The sequence below is a fragment of the Chloroflexota bacterium genome (assembly GCA_035652535.1).
Lineage (GTDB): Bacteria > Chloroflexota > UBA6077 > UBA6077 > SHYK01 > DASRDP01.
Window position 1 is genome coordinate 1 of record DASRDP010000001.1, and the last position, 18,214, is coordinate 18,214.

Consider the following 18,214-nt stretch of genomic DNA (forward strand, 5'->3'; position numbering starts at 1 on the left):
AAGGAGGTCCCGCGACCGATGATGGGAATCCCGCGTCGGCCCCAGATCACGCCGAAGATGTACGGGGAGATGGGCTACAAGGCGGCCATCCTGCCTGGCGTGCTTCCAGCGGCCGAGGCACTCGGCATCGCGGGGGTCCTCAAGTCGCTCATCGAGCACGATAGCGATGCCCCGTTCTTCGAGTCATTCCCCGATGGGGCGGAGCTGCGAGCTTGGACGAGCAGAATCGGCGGAGCCTGGGCCACGGATATCTCGAAAAAATACCATCCGGCCGCGGCGAGCCGAGGAGGCGGCGGACACTGATCGCGGGCAGGGGCGGCCATGGACGCTCGCGGAACCATGCGGCCGGTCGGAGGATGATCATGACTTCGGTACAGACGGACGCGGCGAAGGACCGTTACCGAACGCCAGGGGATCCGCTGCTGCTACCACGGCTGGGCGTTCGACGTCGATGGACGAGTGATCGACATTCCCGGCGAGCCATCGGCCGCGAGCATGAAGAGCCGGATCGTTCACAAGCGGCGGCTTCGCAGCGGCAGCGGCGCGGTCCACTACCGGAACTCCCAGGTCTCGATATTCCAGCTCATGTTCGACTCGCCCGCCACGAGCTTGGGCCCGGTAAGGCCGGACACGAACGCCCAGGGCTGGGTGACAAAGAAGAGCGAGATGGCCGGTAGCTGGTCGGCTTGGAGCTTGGCCATATCGACGAGCTGCTGGAGGCGCTCGGCACGGTCGAGGGTGGTGGCGTAGGCGTCGGCGAGCCGATCGAAGTCGGGATTCGACCAGCCGCCCCGGTTTCCGCCCTGCCACCGGTTCTCCGCCTTCGGGATGCGGACGGTCATGTGATTCAGCAAGGCCGGCTCGCCCACGGAGGTGTTGTTCACCCAGATGCCGGGGAACGTTGCCCGGAGCTGGTTGTCGCGCTCGAGTCCGCCGCCCACCACGTTCTGCTGCATCTCCAGCCCGAATTGGGTCCAGGTGTGGTCGAGAATCGCCAGCTCTGCCTCGTTGTCGGTGGCGGCGTTGGTGGCCAGCTCTGAGTGGAAGCGGCCGAAGGATGGACTCGTATAGATGCCATCTGCTCCGCGGCGGAATCCCGCGTCTTCCAGGAGCTGCTCGGCCGCCCGCGGATCGTACGTGTGCTTGGTGATGGCGCGGTCAATCGCCTTTCCGGTCTCGGTGAGGGGCGGGATCATCGTGTTGGATATCAGCGAATTGCCCTCGTAGACGGCCTCGTTGATCGGGTCTTTGTTGACCGTCATGGCGAGCGCTTTCCTCACCCGAAGATCCATGAGCGCCGGCTGTGTCAGCACGTCGGGCCGAAACTGGAAGAACGCGGCGCGCCACTGATTCGGGTGGAGGATCACCGTCCCGCCATCCGGTCCCCATTCGCGCCTGAGAATCGAAACTTCGGCGGTCCGAATCGAGGTGTCGGCTGAGAGCTGGACCACGCCCGAGAGCATGTTGGCCAGCGCCGTGTTGGAGTTGCTGATGAAGAGCACCTTGATCCGCTGAATCTTTGGCGGCCCGTTCACGTGGCCGGCGAAGGGTACCGCCTCGTAGAAGGCGCCGGGCTCCCAACGGTCGAGCCGAAATGGTCCCAGCCCGATGTACTCGGTGGTCCAGAAGGGGTGGTTGACGAAGGCGTCCCACTGGCCGTCGGCGTAGGTGCTTTCGAGAATGTGGCGCGGAAGCGCGGGAAAGTACGCGTCGCGCGTCGTAAAGCTCTCGGCGTCGGGGTATGGCTGCCGCCATGTGATCATGATCGTCCGCGCATCGGGAGCGCTCACCTCGTCGATCACGCTCATCGGACGACCGATGGCGCCCAGCTCGGGCGTCGAGTAGACGCGCCACGAGAAGACCCAGTCGTCGGCGGTAAGCGGCTCGCCGTCGTGCCACGTGAGGTTCGGCTTGAGGTGGTAGGACGTCTGCATGCGTCCATCGGGGAAGACCTGCCAGGAGTCCGTGTTGAGCTGGGGAAAGGCCTCGACGAGGTACGGGCGGGGAGTTCCCGTATCGTCGAGGATCGCCAGGTCCGCGTTGAACATGCGACTCGAGAGATACACGGCGACGCCCTGTTCCCGCAGCGACCGCTCGGCGAGCGTGAGTGGCTCGACGCGGACCGCGGCCACGAGGGTTCGCCCGGGCTCAGAGGGCGCGCTCGCCCCGGCCGGCGCGGCTGGCTCTCGCGTCGACGGCGCGGTCGCGCACGCCGCTGTGATGAGGAGAAAAGCCGAAGCCATTGCCCGCGTGAGCATCTGCGCATCCCCCGTCCGCCATCCGCGGCGAGGCAGATCGTATCATTCCGCTGCGATCGGTGCGCACGGTCGGGGCTGCTCCCGCGAAACAGCGTTGTCGCATCGGTCGAACGCGGCGCGTGGAGGCTCGCGTGCGAAACGGCTACCGGATCTACGACACAGACACGCATAGTCGCCCCTCGGCGGAGTCGATCCGCCCGTATCTCCCCGCTTCCGTGTTCGAGCGGATTCCCGACCTCGAGGAGCACCGGACGGAAATTCGCGTCGGGATGGCCAGCGAGAAGCGCGAGCCTCCCTATCGCCACTGGTATCGTTTCGACCGCGGGGGCGGCGGGTGGGGAGCCGACCGGCCGCGCATGCTGGGTGAGGCGGCGCCCCGGCCTGACGCGCAGCGCGAGCGCCAGGTCTTCATGGGCTCGCGCTATCCCACCGAAGGTGGCGGCGACTACGATCCGGACGCTCGTCTCCGCGACATGGACGACGAGGGGGTCGACGTCCACTTCATCGTGCATAACTCGAGTGCGAGCCACCCCGACCCTGAGTTGGACATGGAGTTCATCCGAGCGGAGCACCGCTACCTGCACGACTTCTGCGGTCGCGACCCGCATCGGTTGAAGAGCTGTCTGCTGGTGACGCCCCGGGCCGTGGAGGCCTCAGTCGCGGAGATCCATCGGTGGGGACGCGAGACCTGGGCCGTCGCGATCCATCCGCAGCTTCCGCTCGACTACCCCCTCGATCATCCTGATCTGCGCCCCATCTGGGCCGCTGCGCAGGACGAGGGCCTCGCCGTCATTCACCACAGCTTCTCGACCGGCTACCCCGGCTATCGCGATCTGTGGAGCAACCCGTTCCTCGGCCGCCTGGCCTCCCACCCCTGGGCGGCGATGCGGGCGGTCGCGGCATTCGTCGGGTCCGGCCTGATGGAACGCTACCCGGAGATCCGGTTTGGGATCCTGGAGTCTGGATTTGGCTGGCTACCCTTTTGGGGACGCCGAATGGACGACCAGGCCGTCTACATGGGCTACGTCGCCGAGGAAATCGAGGGCAAGCTCAGCGACTTTTTGACCGGAGGACGGTTCTTCGCGGCTATCGTGTTGCACGAGGGGCCCGAGATGGTCCGAATGGTGACCGACATGCTGGGCGACCATGTCCTCATGTTCGGGTCCGACTATCCCCACCCGGAGTCGCGCTTTCCAGAATCGGCGGATCGCGTCCTCGAGTGGCAGGCGTTGACCTCGCACGAGATGCGCAAACTCCTGTGGGATAACGCGGTTCGCTTCTTCGGCGAGCCGTGATGGCTACGTCCGCTTGAGCCTGCGCGCCCGGACCTCCCCCTGGGATCGCACGGCCACCCGATGCCAGATCTGCCCGCGGCGCATCGCTCCCAGGGAGGGCGCGCCTTCGGGTACTCCGCGAAAGTCCCACGTCATTCGATTCGCTTCAACGCTGCAGACGTACGGCTCAATCGTGGTCAGGTCCCATGGCGGGCACTCGCCTGAGACCTCCGCGATAACCTCGCCACCTTCCACGCGAACGGTGAGCTGCGGGTTCTCCAGCTCCACCTGGCCGACGCGCGCCTTGGATGCGCGCCAGCTTCCATGGGGGAGCGGATCGATTAATGTCGCGTCTTCCATGGTGAGAATCGATCTCCAGTTCGCGGCTGCGCCGCGGCGCGTGTCCCGCCGCGGGCTTCGAGACCGCTGAGTTCCGTGGATGATACCGATCTGGCTGCGAGACGAGCGATGGCCCGATAGTCATATCCCGAACGTCGCGCGCGATCACGCCCCAAGCGTGCGGAGCCAGCCCGGGCGGGTGAATTAGTTCGTCGACAGTGGAGCGGGGCGCCACGCGCGGACTTCCACCGCAACGGCGTAGCCGTCGCCGTCCGTTTCAACCTCCGCGAAGTCGCCGACGTATGGTCGCGGGGCGGCGCCGATGGCCCACGCAACCCAGCGTCGGCCGACGCGTAGCCCGTAGGCGTTCCACTCTTCGACCCATCCAGCCACCGTTGAAGCGGTTGGTCGATCTCGATGGTCCGAAACGTATCCCACGCGTCCATTTTAGAACGGGTGTGCTAAATTCGCCACTCCCGCTGGCGCGCTTTCGGTCGGCCGAGGCGACGGCTTAGCCGCTGCGGGCTCGCGCGGGCTGGTTCTTGGCGGCAGTGGATCGCGGCGCGAGGCTCCTGCGCGCCCAGAACACGGCCCGCACGGCGAGGAGGGCGCCGACAACGACTGCGTAGGCCAAGGGCTGGCTCACGTCGAGCTTCACGCGCCAGATGAAGTGCAGCACGGCCAGCCCGCCCGCGAGATAAATGAGCTGGTGGATCCGAGCCCAGCGGCGATAACCCAGCCGCCGCACCCACGCGTTGGTCGACGTTATGGCCAGCGGAGCCATCAGCACGAGGGCGCCAAAGCCCACCGTGATGAACGGACGCTGCACGACGTCCTCGACGATCGCGCGCCAGTCGAAGAATTCATCCAGGACGAGATACGTCAGGAAGTGAAGCGAGGCGTAAAAGAACGCGAAGAGCCCGATCTCCCTGCGCACGCGCATCTGCCACGTCCAGCCAAACAGCCGCTTAGCCGGCGTGCAGGCCAATGACGCGACCAGGAAGATGAGGGCGGTGAGGCCCAGCTCGTTCTCGACTTCGGCGATGGGGTTTGCGCCGAGCTGACCGGCCATGGCCCGCCAGAGAACGGCGGCCAGCGGCGCCAGGCTTCCCAGGAAGATCCCGGACTTGAGCCACGGATTTGGCTCGCGGCGTCGTGTCCGTCGGAACACGCCGGCGACGGGTATCAGATCGAAGACGGATTGCTGGGTGGAGGCCATCAGAAGTTGGCTCGTAGGTCCATGCCCGAGTACAGGCTCGCGACCTGGTCCGCGTATCCGTTGAAGGGAAGCGTCTTCCGCCGCTGGAACTCGCCGATCCGTCGCTCGGTCGCCTGGCTCCATCTCGGGTGGTCGACCTCGGGATTGACGTTCGCGTAGAAGCCGTATTCTCGAGGCGCGGCGACCGCCCAGGTGTTCTTGGGCTGCTCGCGGGTAAATCGGATCGTAACGATGGATTTGATGCCCTTGAACCCGTACTTCCACGGAACGACGAGCCGAAGCGGCGCGCCGTTCTGCTTCGGCAGCTCCTGGTTGTAGAGGCCCGTGGCGAGCAGGGTGAGCGGGTGCATCGCCTCATCCAGGCGAAGCCCCTCGACGTACGGCCAGTGCAAAATGGGCGAGCGTTGGCCCGGCATCTGCTCCGGGTCCAGCAGGGAGACGAACTCCACGTACTTGGCGTTCCCGGTTGGCTCGACGCGCTTGATGAGGTCTCCGAGGGGAAAGCCGTTCCAAGGAATCACCATCGACCACGCTTCTACGCAGCGCATGCGGTAGATCCGTTGCTGGATCGGAAACCAGGTGAGCAACGAGTCGATGTCGATGGTCTGCGGCTTCGTCACTTCCCCTTCGATGGAGACGGTCCACGGGCGCGGGCGCAGGGTGCTCGCGTGTCGCGCGGGATCGCCCTTCTCGACGCCGAACTCATAGAAGTTGTTGTAGGTCGTGACGTCGCGGAACGACGTCTCCGCCTCGTCCGTATCGAAGGGACTGCTTTCGGCAACTGGCGGCGTCGGCGCGTCAGCCGGCGCTTCCTGGGGCTGGTCCGGCGGCGGGCCATTGCCGATGAGCCACAGGAGTCCACCTCCCACCGCCGCCGCGGTGCCCAGGGTCAAGCCCGCGTTTTTGATGAAGGCTCTGCGGTTCAGGTAGAGCCTCTCGGGCGTAATCTCGCTGCTGGGAGGGTCGGGAGGTACGTCTCGCATTGTGCCCTCGGCTAGAACGGCCGTCTACCGGCGCTCTCTACTGTGGTTACGCTGCCCGAGAAGCCGCGGATGCTGAGCCGGCCGGCCGCAACGGCCCGAGCTGGCCGCCGCGGGCTCGGGATGATCGAGCCGCGCCTTGTCGTGGGGCGGTGGCTCATCCACTGCCGCATCTGCACAGCGGTGCACGGACTCGTCAACTTGGCGCCCATGCCGCTAGCTCGACCTCGTTGCCGTCTGGATCGTCGACGTAGATGGCGTCGACCGGGAGAAATGGGTGGGTACCGGTGCGCACTTCGAGACCAAGGCCCTCGAGGCGAGCGCGCTCGCGCGGGACGTCGTCGGGAGCGATCTCGAGACCGATGTGGTGCACCGATCGCAGTCGCCGATCCGCTGGAAGAGCAGGCGCGTCCGCCGGCCGCTGCACGAGGACGACCTGTGAAGGAAGGCCCGGTCCTGCCGCGCCGGCTCGGAGGAAGCGAGCGTTGGTGATAGTCGAAGGTGAGATGACGTCGAGCCCGAGAACGTCGCGATAGAACGCCGTTGACGCCTCCAAGTCCCTCACCAGGAGCACGACTTCGGCGAGCCTGCGAATTGCAGAAGGCATTCGGCCTCTCCTTCCGTGAACGGCAAGATCATCCACAATCGTCCGCAGACGTGGTCCCGAGGAGTTTGGCACGCGTTATGATTCTGCACCTTCGCGCCTGACGAAACAATTCGCACCCTGTAGAATGTGCGCGATGAAAAGCCCGCGCGAGCTGACCGAGCATTTCCGTCAGCACGGCCTCCGGGTGACGCCGCAACGTCAGCGGATCTTCGAACTCCTGGGCAGAACGCTGCCCATCCCACCGCTGAGGCGGTGTATGCGGCTGTCATCAAAGATATGCCGACGGTGTCGCTGAAAACGGTGTGTGAAACGCTAACCGAGCTTGTCCAATTGGGCGAAATGACCAGGCTAAACCTGGGAGCTGGCGCATGGCGTTTCGATCCCAATACGGACGCGCACCATCATCTCGTCTGCGTGGAGTGCGGCGCGGTCTGCGATTTCTACGCCGATTTCGGCCACATCGCGGTGCCTCCGGACCAGCAGTTCGGATTCGTGATCCGCTCGAAGGAGGTGACCTTCCGAGGCCTCTGCCGGAACTGCGCGGGCGCTCCATCGCGGACACGCCCGGGCGCCGGGCACGCGGAACCCCAAAACTGAAAAGGGAGAGCGAACCATGGCAACGCCACAAGCCGCAGTCCTCGATCGAAATATGGGGCGAAATCAGTGGTACGTCCACCTCAGCCGCGTAGAGGGGGCAGATGTCAACCACATCAGGCGCGTCCTCAAGAAGTACCGCGAGGACTGCGGCATGCTCCAGAGCGGGATCAAGACCGTCATCGCATTCGGCCCCTCGCTTCTCAAAGACCTGACTAACGACATCCCCAACGACTTTCAGCCGTACGAGACCTTCCGATCGATCGATGGGAGCGGGAGGGAAGCCAAGGGGACGCAGGAAGAGCTGCTTCTGTGGCTCCATTCCGACGACAAGGGCGAGCTCTGGAAGGCGCAGTACGACGCCCGGACCGCACTGAAGGGTCACATGAAGGTCGCGCGCGAGACGATGACGTTCATCTATCGAAATTCGCTCGACCTATCCGGCTTCATCGACGGCACCGGAAACCCGACGCCGGACCGCGACATCGAAGTCGCCATCGTGCCGAACGGGCAGCCGGGCGCTGGCGGCACGCACATCATCGCTCAGCGGTGGGTCCACGATCTCGAAGCATTCCACGCGCTCCCCATCGAGGAACAGGAGAAGGTGTTCGGTCGCCGGAAGACGGATTCCGAGCGACTCAAGGTACAGCCGCCGACATCCCACCTGTCGCACGTCGAACTGCGAGAGGGCCAGACCGGCGATGACACGAAGCCAAAGCGCGACGAGATCTCACGCCGATCGACCCCCTATGCCAATCCAGATGGCGTCGTCGGTCTCTATTTCCTCGGCTTCTGCCGGAGCCAGGCACCGCTCCGGGAGCGAATGCGCGCGATGTATGGGATGGACGGTCAGGTGCGCGATCGCCTGACCGACTTCAGCAACCCGGCGTCGGGCTCTTTCTACTTCGCGCCTTCCCTCGAAACCCTCAACGCGATCACAAACGTTTGAGCCGGGGGTAGTCGCGATGGGGGCGGTCCCGCCGAGCGGGACCGCCCCCATCGCATTCCAGCAGGCTTGCCACCCGGAGCGCGACCTCCGGGTATTTCTGACACGTCATCGGTGGGCGACGCCGCGGTGACATCGGGTCTCTCGGCGGAGCGGGCCGTCCGCGGAGCCGTGGTCGTCGCGTGCGCGGCGTTCGCGCTTTGGCTCCATACCGCAGCGTCGATCGGCTTCCAGGGGGGGCTCCATCCGACCACGCTCCGAGACTTCGGGGCCTTCTGGGCAGCCGGGGACGCCGCGAACGCGGGCCGTGACCCTTATCAGACCACGGCGCTGGCCCGCGCGGTCGTCGCGCCAGGTGGCACCGAGCGCGCGACGAACCTCAATCCGCCGGTCAGCGTGCTCGCCTTTCAGCTGCTCGCGCGCGTTCCCCCGGCCGTCGCGTTTCGCGCCTGGCAAGTCGGGTCCGCGCTCGGCTACGTCGGGATGGTGGCCGGCCTCACCCTTGGCGCCCGGCCCCATGCCTGGGGTCGAGCGCTCCTGGTCCTGCTCTGGGAGCCCTTCTGGTCCACGGTCGATCTCGGCCAGATCTACGTCGGGCTCGCTGTGGCAGTGCTCGTGGCGACCGCGCTCCTGCGCCGCAACCCTGCGGTCGCGGGCCTCGTGATCGGCGCCGTCGTCGCCCTCAAACCCCAGTTCGTCCTGTGGCCGCTTTTTCTCCTGGCGGCCCGGCAGCGAAGACCGGCCGTCGCGGGGGCGATCAGTGCCGCGGCGCTGTCGCTCCTGCCCGTCGTGTTCGGCCACGTGGACTGGTACGTCGGGTGGTGGCACGCCATCGCGCGATGGAGGTTCCTCGCGTTCTCGGACAATCTCTCGCTCGTGAGCATTCTCGCGCGCGCCGGCGTGCCCGACGGTCTCGCCGCCGTGGCGACGGCTGGCGTCGTGGGGACGCTGGTGGCGTTTGCACGTCATCGACGCATCGACTCGCAACGCGCGTCGACGGTGGGGCTCGTCGCGGCGATTCTTGCGGGCCCCGTGTCGTGGGTCGGGTATGCAACGGTTCTCGCTCCCGACGTCCTCATCCAGCCGAAGTGGTCTGAAGCCACGCTCGTCGCGGCGGCGCTCCTGGCCATCCCAGGAGCGCTCATCTGGTGGTCGGACCAAGCCGGCTTTCTCGCGTACGACGTCGCCCTCGCACACCTGTTGCTGGGCTCGTTCCAGCGGCCGCCAGATGCTTTCGAGGGACCTGTAGGTAAGGTCGAGAGGGCTGCCCACCAGCGCCTGCCCCCGGGCGCGTTGGCGGAAAATTGACCTCTTCTCGGCGTCCGCGTATCGTCGAGCCGCCGACGCTGGCCGCGCAGTCGCGCCCGGCCGGCGCATCACATCGCCGTGGAGGACATGTGCGAAGCCGGTTGATCGCCACAACCCTCGGTTCGGCCTTCCTGGTGTCGGCGCTCATGGGGAGCTGGGGCCCGCCGGCCCTGTCCCAAAGCAGCGAGGGCGCCGGGGACGGCATCACCTACGCCGCGCTCGGGGACTCGATCGCCGCCGGAGTCGGTGCGCGCGCCGGCTATCCGCAGCTTTATCGAGCGTCGCTCGAGGATCAGCTCGGCGTGTCCGTCCAGCTCATCGATTTCTCGCGTGGCGGCGCCACCAGCAGCGATCTCGTGGCGGCGCTCACCACCAACCAGGCGGTGCGCGACGCCGTAGCCCACGCGCAGGTCATCTCATGGAATATCGGCGGCAATGACCTCCTCGCCGCCCGAGCAGCATATCGGGCCGAGCGGTGTGGCGGGGACGACAATCAAGCCTGTCTCCAAACCACGGTCGATCGGTTCGAGCAGAACTGGGATCGAAGTCTCGACGAGATCGTCGCGCTCACCAGCGGGCACGCCGCTGTGGCGATCACGATGGACATCTACGATCCCTATGTGCGCCTCGATGCGAGTGCCGCCTCAGCCGGCGCGGGGTCGGACCTGGACGTGTTCGTGCCATATCTGGACGAGGTGAACCAGCACATCGCGACGACGTCCGCCGGTCGCGGTGTTGATGTGGCTTCGGTGCGGGAGGCGTTCAACGGCCCGAGCGGCCGTGACGACCCCGCCGCGAAGCGGCTGATCGCTGCCGACCTCCTCCATCCCAACGAGACCGGCCAAAAGATGATCGCCGATCTCCTCATGGACGCGGGCTCGTCCGACGTTGCTCGACTGCGCGCCCAGGTCCTACGCTGAGATCATCCGCGCCGCGACGCGGTTCGCCATTCGCACGCTGTAATTCTGCCCACGGTCCTCGGGATAGACCTGAAACATGTTGGCGAGGTAGACGCCGCGGAGCGGCGTTTCGTGGGGCGGGATGTGCTCGTGGTAATCGACCGTGACGATCGGCTGGGCAAAAGGCGCGGCGAACACGTGGGACTCCACGACCCAGCCCTCGTCGAAGTCGGGATTGATCCGGCGCAGGGCCGACGTGAACTCCTTCAGGACCTCTTCCCGGGGTTTTCGGAGCAACGGGTCGCTCATGGGGAGATAGTTGCCCAGGTACACGACGTGTAGTCCATCGTAGTCTGATGCGGGCATGAAATTCGTGTGCTCCACGACGGTGAGGAACGGGAAGCCGGGGTCGTGGATGTTGAGCCAGTAGGTGCGCTCCATGAGCTGGCGATTCAAGCCGAGGATGACCGAATGGGCGCCATAGTACTCGCCGGTGTCGTATCGACTTCGATACTCGTCCGGTAGGTTGACGGCCAGACGCATGAACACGCGCGTCGGCGTCGTCACGAGGAGCTGGTCGAAGTCGAATGCGCCATCCGAGGTGTCGACGTGCACGGAGTCGTCGGAGCGGATGGACTTCACCTCGGTCTTCAGCCGCATCTCGGCCCCGCTCTGCTCGAGCTGCTCGGCGAGGCGGGCGTACAGCCGATAGAAGCCGCCGCGAATGTAGCCCAGCCGCTGGCTCCGAAGGTGCACACGGGACCAGAACCACGGCATGGCGATCTGTTCCGCGAAGTCCCCGAACTTGGCGCGAAGCAGCGGGCCCCAGAACACCTGGTACGCCTCCTCGCCCATCCACCGCTTGATCCACGATGCCGCGGTCTGGCCCTCGAGGCGATGGTAGTTGCGCTCGAGCTTCAGATACGCGGCGCACGCCCCGAGGCGAACGCGATCGGCAAAGGGTAGCGGCGAGAAGGCGAGCACGTCGGTCGGTGAATCGAACCCATAGAAGCGCCCGCCGCACAGGGAGCTGACGTCCGGTCGCGGCCAGACGAGGGCGTGCTCCAGGCCTGCTTCGGCGATGAGCGCGCGCACGTCGCGATCCGACCGGAACAGGTGATGGTAGTAACGTTCGAGGTGAGCGCCGCCGATCTTGAAGGACGCCACGAGTCCGCCGACCTCCTCCTCGCGCTCGATGACCGTGACGCGCATGCCGGCTTGCGCGAAACGGAGGGCCGCGGTGAGTCCGAGGATCCCGGCGCCGATCACGCCGACGGCACGAGGTTGCGCCATGCCTGCTCCTGTTTCATCGACTAGTGCGTGCTCTCTCAGAGCGGTCGGACGGAGGGCGCCTCTCGCTGACCTGAAACCATTCAGCGAACTGCGCGCGCAGGCACCGCATCAAAGCGGCGCAAGAGCCACGATGTTTGGACATGGTCGAGACGGCGAGTCGCTCGCGTATGGAACCCGATGAGCTGCAGCTCGGTAAACGCGCGGCCGTTTCGATCGCGTTGCGTCCAGTCCCACGGTCCGCCATTCTGCGATGGGAGCCCGATCTCCTCCACGAAGGCACGGTCCATCAAGATCGGCTCCGCGAGCAGGCGCGATCCGGGGCCTCCTCGCCAGATTGTAAACCGCGTGTCCGAGTCGGGAAGCAACGCGTTGCGCCGAACGTGCGCGTTACCGGCGTACCGAGGATCGGTGAGGAGCCCCCGGCCCGCGAGGTCCTGGTATGAGATGCGCTCCTCGATCTGGAAGCACGCGATGACGAACCGAAGCTTGGCGCCCGCGACGATGAGCGTCTCGTTGAAGAAGATCCAGTCGCCGACCTCCATCTTGGCGAGGTTCGCCTTGGCTGGCTTCCACGGGTAGTCGCCATAGGTGAACGAGCGAAACTCGGGGTCGACGTGGCGAGGCACGTCGAGGGCGCGGTAGCGTGGCTCTTCGCGAATCCAGCGAATCTGCCAATCCCGGAGCTGGTGACAGGGTGACGGATCGCCGACGTTGACGAGAACGCCCTGCGCCACGGGACCCCCTGTTTATAATCCCCGTGATTCCGGGAGACGAACCCCGGGGAAATGGTTGTCTCGCAGAAACGGCGAAGCCATTTCTGCGAGACAACGTCTGGGTCTATATTTTGCTCTACCTCGACGGACTCAATCCCCCGCAGCGCGAGGCTGCCCTCGCCGTCCACGGACCGCTCCTCATCGTCGCCGGACCCGGATCCGGGAAGACCCGCGTCATCGTCCACCGGATCGCCCACCTCGTGCTCGGGGAGTCCGTCCGTCCGTGGAACGTGCTGGCCGTTACCTTCACGAACAAGGCCGCGCGCGAGATGCGTGAGCGGCTGGACGATCTGTTGGGGCGCGCGGGCGAGGGAATTGCTGTCGGCACATTCCACGCCCAATGCGCGCGAATTCTGCGACGTGATGGCGCCGTCATCGGCGTCGATCCGCGGTTCGCGATTTACGACGACGGGGATCAGATCGGGCTCGTTCGGCGGATCCTTCAGGAGATGGAGATCGACGAGAAGCGATTCCCGCCGCGAGCCTTCCTTTCGGCGATCTCTTCAGCCAAGAGTGAGCTGATCGACGAACGCTCGTATGCGCGCTCGGCGCAGGGCTTCTGGCAAGAACGGGTGCTGGCCGTGTTCAACCGGTACCAGGAGGCGCTCGCCGAGAACCACGCCCTCGACTTCGACGACCTCATCGGAGAGACGGTCCGCCTCTTCCGGGAGCGACCCGACGTGCTCGAAAAGTACCAGGACCGCTTCCTCTACATCCTCGTCGACGAGTTTCAGGATACGAACGTGGCCCAGTATCAGCTCGTGAAGCTGCTGGGCCAAAAGCACCGCAACGTATGCGTGGTTGGCGATGAGGACCAGAGCGTGTACTCGTGGCGCAAGGCAGACTTCCGCAACTTGATGAACTTCGAAGCCGATTTCTCGGAGGCGCGCGTCATCTTTCTCGAGCAGAACTATCGGTCGACGCAGACCATACTCGACGTGGCGCAGTCGGTCATCGGCGCCAACCAGGTGCGGAAGGACAAGCGGCTCTGGACCGAGAACGAGCGCGGCCAACCCGTTACGGTGCACGAGGCGTTCAACGAAGAGGACGAAGCGCAGTTCACGATTCGCGAGGTCGAGCGCCTGGTCCGGATGGAGGGAATCCGCTACAGCGACATCGCGGTGATGTACCGGACGAACGTCCAATCCCGGCCGCTGGAGGACGCGTTCGTGCGGATGGGCGTTCCGTACAAGCTGATTGGCGGCACGCGCTTTTACGAGCGGAAGGAAGTCAAGGACGTGCTGGCCTACCTGCGCCTCGCTCTGAACCCGCTGGATACGGTCAGCCTCGTGCGCATCCTGAACGTCCCGGCGCGCGGGATCGGCGATCGAACGGCGAACGAGATCCAGCGATGGGCCGGGCGGCATGGGCGATCGATCTTCGAGACGCTCGAGGAGGTCGCGACCGGCGACGGATCGGAGCCGGGCTCGGCCGGCGCGCTCCTGCAAACTCGAGCGCGCAACGCCGTGCGGGGATTCGTGGACCTGATTCGGCTCCTCGGGCGCGCAGCCCAGGAGATGACCCCGCTCGACCTGCTCGACTTGCTGCTCGAGCGCTCCGGTTACGCGGCATCGGTTCGTGACGGAACCGATGCGGGGGAGGAGCGGTGGGCTAACATCACCGAGCTCCGCACGAAGGCGCAGGCATTCGCGGAGCTGGCGCCGCCGCTCGGGCTGGCGGCGCTCCTCGAAGAGGTCTCCCTCGTCCAGGACGTCGATTCGTACGATCCGGCCTCCGACGGCGTCACACTCATCACGCTCCACGCCGCGAAGGGGCTGGAGTTTCCGTACGTGATCATCGTCGGCATGGAAGAAGGGCTCTGCCCGCATTCGCGGTCGATGGACGATCCGACCCAGATGGAAGAGGAGCGCCGGCTCGTCTATGTGGGGATCACCCGGGCCATGCGCGGGCTCTGCCTGGTCCACGCGCACCACCGGACGCTCTACGGCAACAGCATGATCAACCAGCCGTCGCGGTTCCTGGGGGACATCCCGCTGGAGCTGACGCGCGAGGCGTTTCCCAGCGTGCGCGCTCGAGGCCTCGTACCGAATGGGCGCGTCGCTGCTGGAGCGCAATGGCGACCGGTCAATGGGTCGACCGAGCCGGCTGCCGTTGCGTCCGCTGGCGCGCCGCAGCCGGCTGTCGAGCAGCAGTACCAGCCCGGCGACCGCGTGTACCATCCCGCCTTCGGCTCGGGAATCGTCGTGACCAGCGTGCTCGCCCGGGGTGATGAGGAGATCACCGTGGCCTTCGAAGGCAAGGGGGTGAAGAAGCTCTCCGTGGCCTACGCCCCGCTGCAGCGGAAGTAGGGATGGGGCGCCTCCAGTTCGCGGAGCGACGCCTGGCTGCCCTGAGGGGACGCAGCCTCGACCGCCGACTGACGACGGTCGCTCGCGGCGCGGACCCTTGGGTCGAGGTCGATGGGCGAAAGCTTCTGAACCTCAGCTCGAACAATTATCTCGGGCTCGCCAACCATCCGGTGGTCGTCGCCGCCGCGGCGGAGGCAGGGGAGAAGTACGGCTGGGGCGCGGGCTCGTCGCGCCTGGTCGCCGGATCATCGCCCCTGTGTGATCTCTTGGAGGAGCGGCTCGCGCAGTTCAAGGGGAGCGAGCGCGCCCTGCTCTTCACCAGCGGCTATACCGCGAACGTGGGATTGATCCCATCGCTCGTGGGGCCCGGAGACGTCGTCGTCGGGGACGAGCTGAACCATGCGAGCCTCATCGACGGGTGCAGGCTGAGCCGCGCCGACTTCTCGGCCTTCCGCCACAGAAACGTGGAGGCGCTCGACTCCCAGCTTGCGCGGGCGGTCCGACATTCGCCGCGCGGCAGGCGGCTGGTGGTGACGGACACCGTCTTCAGTATGGATGGCGACCTGGCTCCACTGGAGGCGATCGCCGAGGTGTGCGATCGATACGAAGCGATGCTGGTGGTGGACGAGGCCCATGCCACCGGGTGCATCGGGGCAGGCGGCCGTGGACTGGTGTCCCAGCTCGGGATGGAGGATCGCGTCACCGCTGCGGTCGGAACCCTCAGCAAAGCGCTTGGGAGCTTCGGGGCCTTCGTATCGGGAGAGCGCTTGCTCGCCGACTATCTCGTGTCGACGGCGCGAAGCTTCATGTTTACGACGGCCTTGCCGCCGCCGGTCGTCGCGGCATCGGTCGCCGCGCTCGATCTCCTCGAGGCTAACCCGGCGCTCGTCGACCAGCTCCAGGAGAACGCGGGCGTGCTCCGCGCGGCGCTTCGCGCGTCCGGATTCGATACGGGCGACTCAGAGACGCAGATCATCCCCGTGCTCGTCGGAGATTCGGGGACGGCAGTGAAGATGGCGTCTGCCCTTCGGCAGGAGGGCGTCTATGCCGTGGCCATTCGGCCTCCCACCGTGCCGGCGAACGCGGCCCGGATCCGCGTGTCGGCGATGGCGACCCACACGCGCGATGACCTGACATTTGCCATCGAGACCTTCGTGCGCGTCGGCGAGCGGATCGGTCTGCTCGCCTCAGCCGGGTCCGGAGCTAGCCGTGTCACCGGGTCCTGACGAGGCAGCCTCCGCCTCAACACTCGTCGCAGTGGAAGACCTCGATGCCGACGACAAGCGCTTCCTGTGGCACCCGTTCACCCAGCAACAGGATTGGGAGGCCGAGCCGCAGATCGTCATCGATCGGGGGGAGGGGTCGTTCCTCATCGACGATCGGGGGAACCGGTATCTCGACGGGGTGTCCTCGCTCTGGGTGAACCTCCACGGGCACGCGCGGCCCGAGATGAATCAGGCCATCGCCGCTCAGCTCGCCCGGGTCGCCCACTCCACCTTTCTCGGCCTGACCCACGCGCCCGCGGTGAGGCTCGCGCGGCGGCTCGTCGACCTGGCGCCGGGCCGCCTGTCGCGCGTGTTCTATTCGGACACCGGGGCGGCCGCTGTTGAGATTGCAATCAAGATGGCGCTCCAATACTGGCAGCAGTGCGAGCATCCACAACCCCGGAAGACCAAGTACTTCTCGCTGTGGAACGCGTACCACGGTGATACAGTCGGAGCGCTCAGCGTGGGCGGAGTTGAAGCGTACCAGCGCGTTTACCGACCGCTGGTGTTTCCGACCGTGAAGGCGCACTCAGCCCACTGCTATCGCTGCCATCTTGGCCTGAGTTACCCCGCCTGCCACATGGCGTGCCTGGATGAAGTCGACCGCCTTATCACCGAGCATGCTGACGAGCTGGCGGCCGTCATCATGGAGCCGCTCGTGCAGGGCGCCGCGGGGATGCTGGTCTATCCACCCAGCTACACGCGCGCCGTTCGGGAGATCGCGCGGCGGAACAACGTGCTTTTTATCGCGGACGAGGTGGCCACTGGATTTGGCCGCACGGGGCGCATGTTCGCCTGCGAGCATGAGGGCGTCGATCCCGACCTCATGGCCCTCGGGAAGGGCATCAGCGGCGGGTACCTTCCGCTGGCGGCGACTCTGGCGACCGAGGAGATCTACCGGGCGTTTCTGGGGCCCATCGACCAGGGGCGCACCTTCTACCACGGGCACACGTATACTGGGAACCCGCTGGCCTGCGCCGCCGGGCTCGCCAGCCTCGACATCTTCGAGCGCGAGCGGGTGCTCGATCACGTCTCGCGATCCATCGAGCAGCTCCGGGCGGGCCTGGCGCGGTTCCGGGAGCTGGAACACGTAGGAGACGTCCGGCAATGTGGCATGATCGCGGGTATCGAGCTGGTCCGGGACCGCGCGTCTCGGCTGCCATTTCCAGCCAGCGAGCGAGTCGGCGTGCAGGTCATCAAAGAAGCGCGAGCGCGGGGCGTCATACTCCGGCCCCTGGGTGACGTCATCGTACTCATGCCTCCGCTGTCGATCTCCGGCGACGAGATGCAGATACTTCTCGACGTAACGTTCGACTCCATCGCCGCCGTAGAGCAGCGAGTGGCCGCATGAGCGTCCCTGCCTTCGATCTCGGGGCACCTGCGGTCTTCGTCACAGGGACCGACACGGGAGTCGGGAAGACGGTCGTCGCAGGAATGCTGGTCGCCGCCGCGCGCCAATGTGGCGTGCGCGTCGGCGTGATGAAGCCCGTCGAGTCCGGATGCCGGAAATTCGACGGTCGCCCCGTCCCCCAGGACGCGGTGTTCCTGCGCGAGCTGGCGGGGTGCAGGACCCCGCTCGATGCCGTCACACCCTACGCCCTCGAGCATCCCCTCGCGCCCGCTCTCGCTGCCGAGATGGAGGATGTGGTCATCGACGTCGGGAGGATCGTTCTCGGCTTTCGCTCGCTCGCCGCTCAGTACTCATGCGTCGTGGTCGAGGGGGCTGGTGGCCTGCTCACTCCGCTTGCCGGGGGGCTGACGATGCGCGATCTGGCCGCGCAGCTTCGCGTGCCGGTGTTGATCGTGGCGAGAAACACGCTGGGCGCCATCAACCACGCGTCGCTCACGGTGGAGTCGGCGCGCGCCGCTGGTCTCGAGGTCCTCGGCATCGTCCTGAACCGCGTGGGGTTCGAACAGGACGCGGCGACGCGGACCAACGCGGTCTCATTGCGGCGCTGGGGGCGCGCTCACCTCATCGGCGAGGTGCCCTTTCTTCCGAGCCTGGACAGCGGGACGCTGGCCATGTATGGCTTTCACCTCGCCGAGCAGATCTCCATTGCGTGGGCGCGCGCGCATCCGCGTGACCTGCGGGCTCAGCACGCCGCGCTGCGACGCCGCCGCCGAGGCGAGCGGCGTGCGTGATCGAAAAT

General features: G+C 66.2%; 16 protein-coding genes and 1 pseudogene. 10 read left to right on the forward strand and 7 right to left on the reverse strand.

Annotated features, from left to right (window positions below; genetic code table 11):
• The coding region (locus VFC51_00005; GenBank protein ID HZT05389.1) for a hypothetical protein at positions 1-303 on the forward strand (303 nt) is incomplete at its 5' end.
• 108 nt (positions 304-411) lie between these two features.
• Positions 412-480 (forward strand): annotated as a pseudogene (locus VFC51_00010) (Rieske 2Fe-2S domain-containing protein).
• Between the two features lie 71 nt (positions 481-551).
• On the opposite strand, the gene VFC51_00015 reads toward VFC51_00010, so the two are convergent.
• A complete protein-coding gene (locus VFC51_00015) occupies positions 552-2,258 on the reverse strand; it encodes an ABC transporter substrate-binding protein (protein ID HZT05390.1) in 1,707 nt (568 codons plus the stop codon).
• 131 nt (positions 2,259-2,389) lie between these two features.
• Here VFC51_00015 and VFC51_00020 point away from each other — a divergent pair, with 131 nt between their 5' ends.
• Positions 2,390-3,553: an amidohydrolase family protein gene (locus tag VFC51_00020; GenBank protein HZT05391.1), complete on the forward strand. Its 1,164-nt coding sequence runs from the start codon at positions 2,390-2,392 to the stop codon at positions 3,551-3,553.
• A gap of 3 nt (positions 3,554-3,556) precedes the next feature.
• Here VFC51_00020 and VFC51_00025 read toward each other — a convergent pair whose 3' ends face one another.
• The 4 genes from VFC51_00025 to VFC51_00040 form a co-directional block, all read right to left on the reverse strand.
• On the reverse strand, positions 3,557-3,892 hold the full coding sequence (locus VFC51_00025) for a hypothetical protein (GenBank protein ID HZT05392.1): 336 nt from the start codon (positions 3,890-3,892) through the stop codon (positions 3,557-3,559).
• A 490-nt stretch (positions 3,893-4,382) separates the two neighbouring features.
• Positions 4,383-5,090: a protein-methionine-sulfoxide reductase heme-binding subunit MsrQ gene (locus VFC51_00030; GenBank protein ID HZT05393.1), complete on the reverse strand. Its 708-nt coding sequence runs from the start codon at positions 5,088-5,090 to the stop codon at positions 4,383-4,385.
• Positions 5,090-6,073: a protein-methionine-sulfoxide reductase catalytic subunit MsrP gene (msrP, locus tag VFC51_00035; GenBank protein HZT05394.1), complete on the reverse strand. Its 984-nt coding sequence runs from the start codon at positions 6,071-6,073 to the stop codon at positions 5,090-5,092. Before msrP ends, VFC51_00030 begins: the two co-directional genes overlap by 1 nt.
• 193 nt (positions 6,074-6,266) lie before the next feature.
• A complete protein-coding gene (locus tag VFC51_00040; GenBank protein ID HZT05395.1) occupies positions 6,267-6,677 on the reverse strand; it encodes a VOC family protein in 411 nt (136 codons plus the stop codon).
• Positions 6,678-7,290: 613 nt separating this feature from the next.
• Here VFC51_00040 and VFC51_00045 point away from each other — a divergent pair.
• From VFC51_00045 to VFC51_00055, 3 genes are all read left to right on the forward strand, one after another.
• Entirely contained in the window at positions 7,291-8,220 is a 930-nt protein-coding gene (locus tag VFC51_00045) for a Dyp-type peroxidase (protein ID HZT05396.1), read from the forward strand.
• Between the two features lie 126 nt (positions 8,221-8,346).
• On the forward strand, positions 8,347-9,525 hold the full coding sequence (locus VFC51_00050) for a glycosyltransferase family 87 protein (GenBank protein HZT05397.1): 1,179 nt from the start codon (positions 8,347-8,349) through the stop codon (positions 9,523-9,525).
• A gap of 89 nt (positions 9,526-9,614) precedes the next feature.
• A complete protein-coding gene (locus VFC51_00055; GenBank protein ID HZT05398.1) occupies positions 9,615-10,445 on the forward strand; it encodes an SGNH/GDSL hydrolase family protein in 831 nt (276 codons plus the stop codon).
• Here the strand turns inward: VFC51_00055 and VFC51_00060 are convergent.
• Both VFC51_00060 and VFC51_00065 read right to left on the reverse strand, forming a co-directional pair.
• Positions 10,437-11,717 (reverse strand): NAD(P)/FAD-dependent oxidoreductase, encoded by a 1,281-nt coding sequence (locus VFC51_00060; protein ID HZT05399.1) that lies wholly within the window; start codon positions 11,715-11,717, stop codon positions 10,437-10,439. The two genes, VFC51_00055 and VFC51_00060, sit on opposite strands and share 9 nt — an antisense overlap.
• A gap of 80 nt (positions 11,718-11,797) precedes the next feature.
• The gene (locus VFC51_00065) at positions 11,798-12,451 is read right to left on the reverse strand and encodes a hypothetical protein (protein HZT05400.1); all 654 of its coding nucleotides are present in this window, start codon (positions 12,449-12,451) and stop codon (positions 11,798-11,800) included.
• Positions 12,452-12,561: 110 nt separating this feature from the next.
• Here VFC51_00065 and VFC51_00070 point away from each other — a divergent pair, with 110 nt between their 5' ends.
• From VFC51_00070 to bioD, 4 genes are read left to right on the forward strand one after another with little or no spacing between them, the layout of a single operon-like run.
• Positions 12,562-14,799: a UvrD-helicase domain-containing protein gene (locus VFC51_00070; GenBank protein ID HZT05401.1), complete on the forward strand. Its 2,238-nt coding sequence runs from the start codon at positions 12,562-12,564 to the stop codon at positions 14,797-14,799.
• Between the two features lie 2 nt (positions 14,800-14,801).
• Positions 14,802-16,025: an 8-amino-7-oxononanoate synthase gene (bioF, locus tag VFC51_00075; protein ID HZT05402.1), complete on the forward strand. Its 1,224-nt coding sequence runs from the start codon at positions 14,802-14,804 to the stop codon at positions 16,023-16,025.
• Positions 16,009-17,415, forward strand: a complete 1,407-nt coding sequence (bioA, locus tag VFC51_00080; protein ID HZT05403.1) for an adenosylmethionine--8-amino-7-oxononanoate transaminase — start codon at positions 16,009-16,011, stop codon at positions 17,413-17,415. Before bioF ends, bioA begins: the two co-directional genes overlap by 17 nt.
• Positions 17,412-18,206, forward strand: a complete 795-nt coding sequence (gene bioD, locus VFC51_00085) for a dethiobiotin synthase (GenBank protein ID HZT05404.1) — start codon at positions 17,412-17,414, stop codon at positions 18,204-18,206. The genes bioA and bioD overlap by 4 nt, the downstream gene beginning before the upstream one ends.
• The last annotated feature ends 8 nt before the right edge of the window (positions 18,207-18,214 follow it).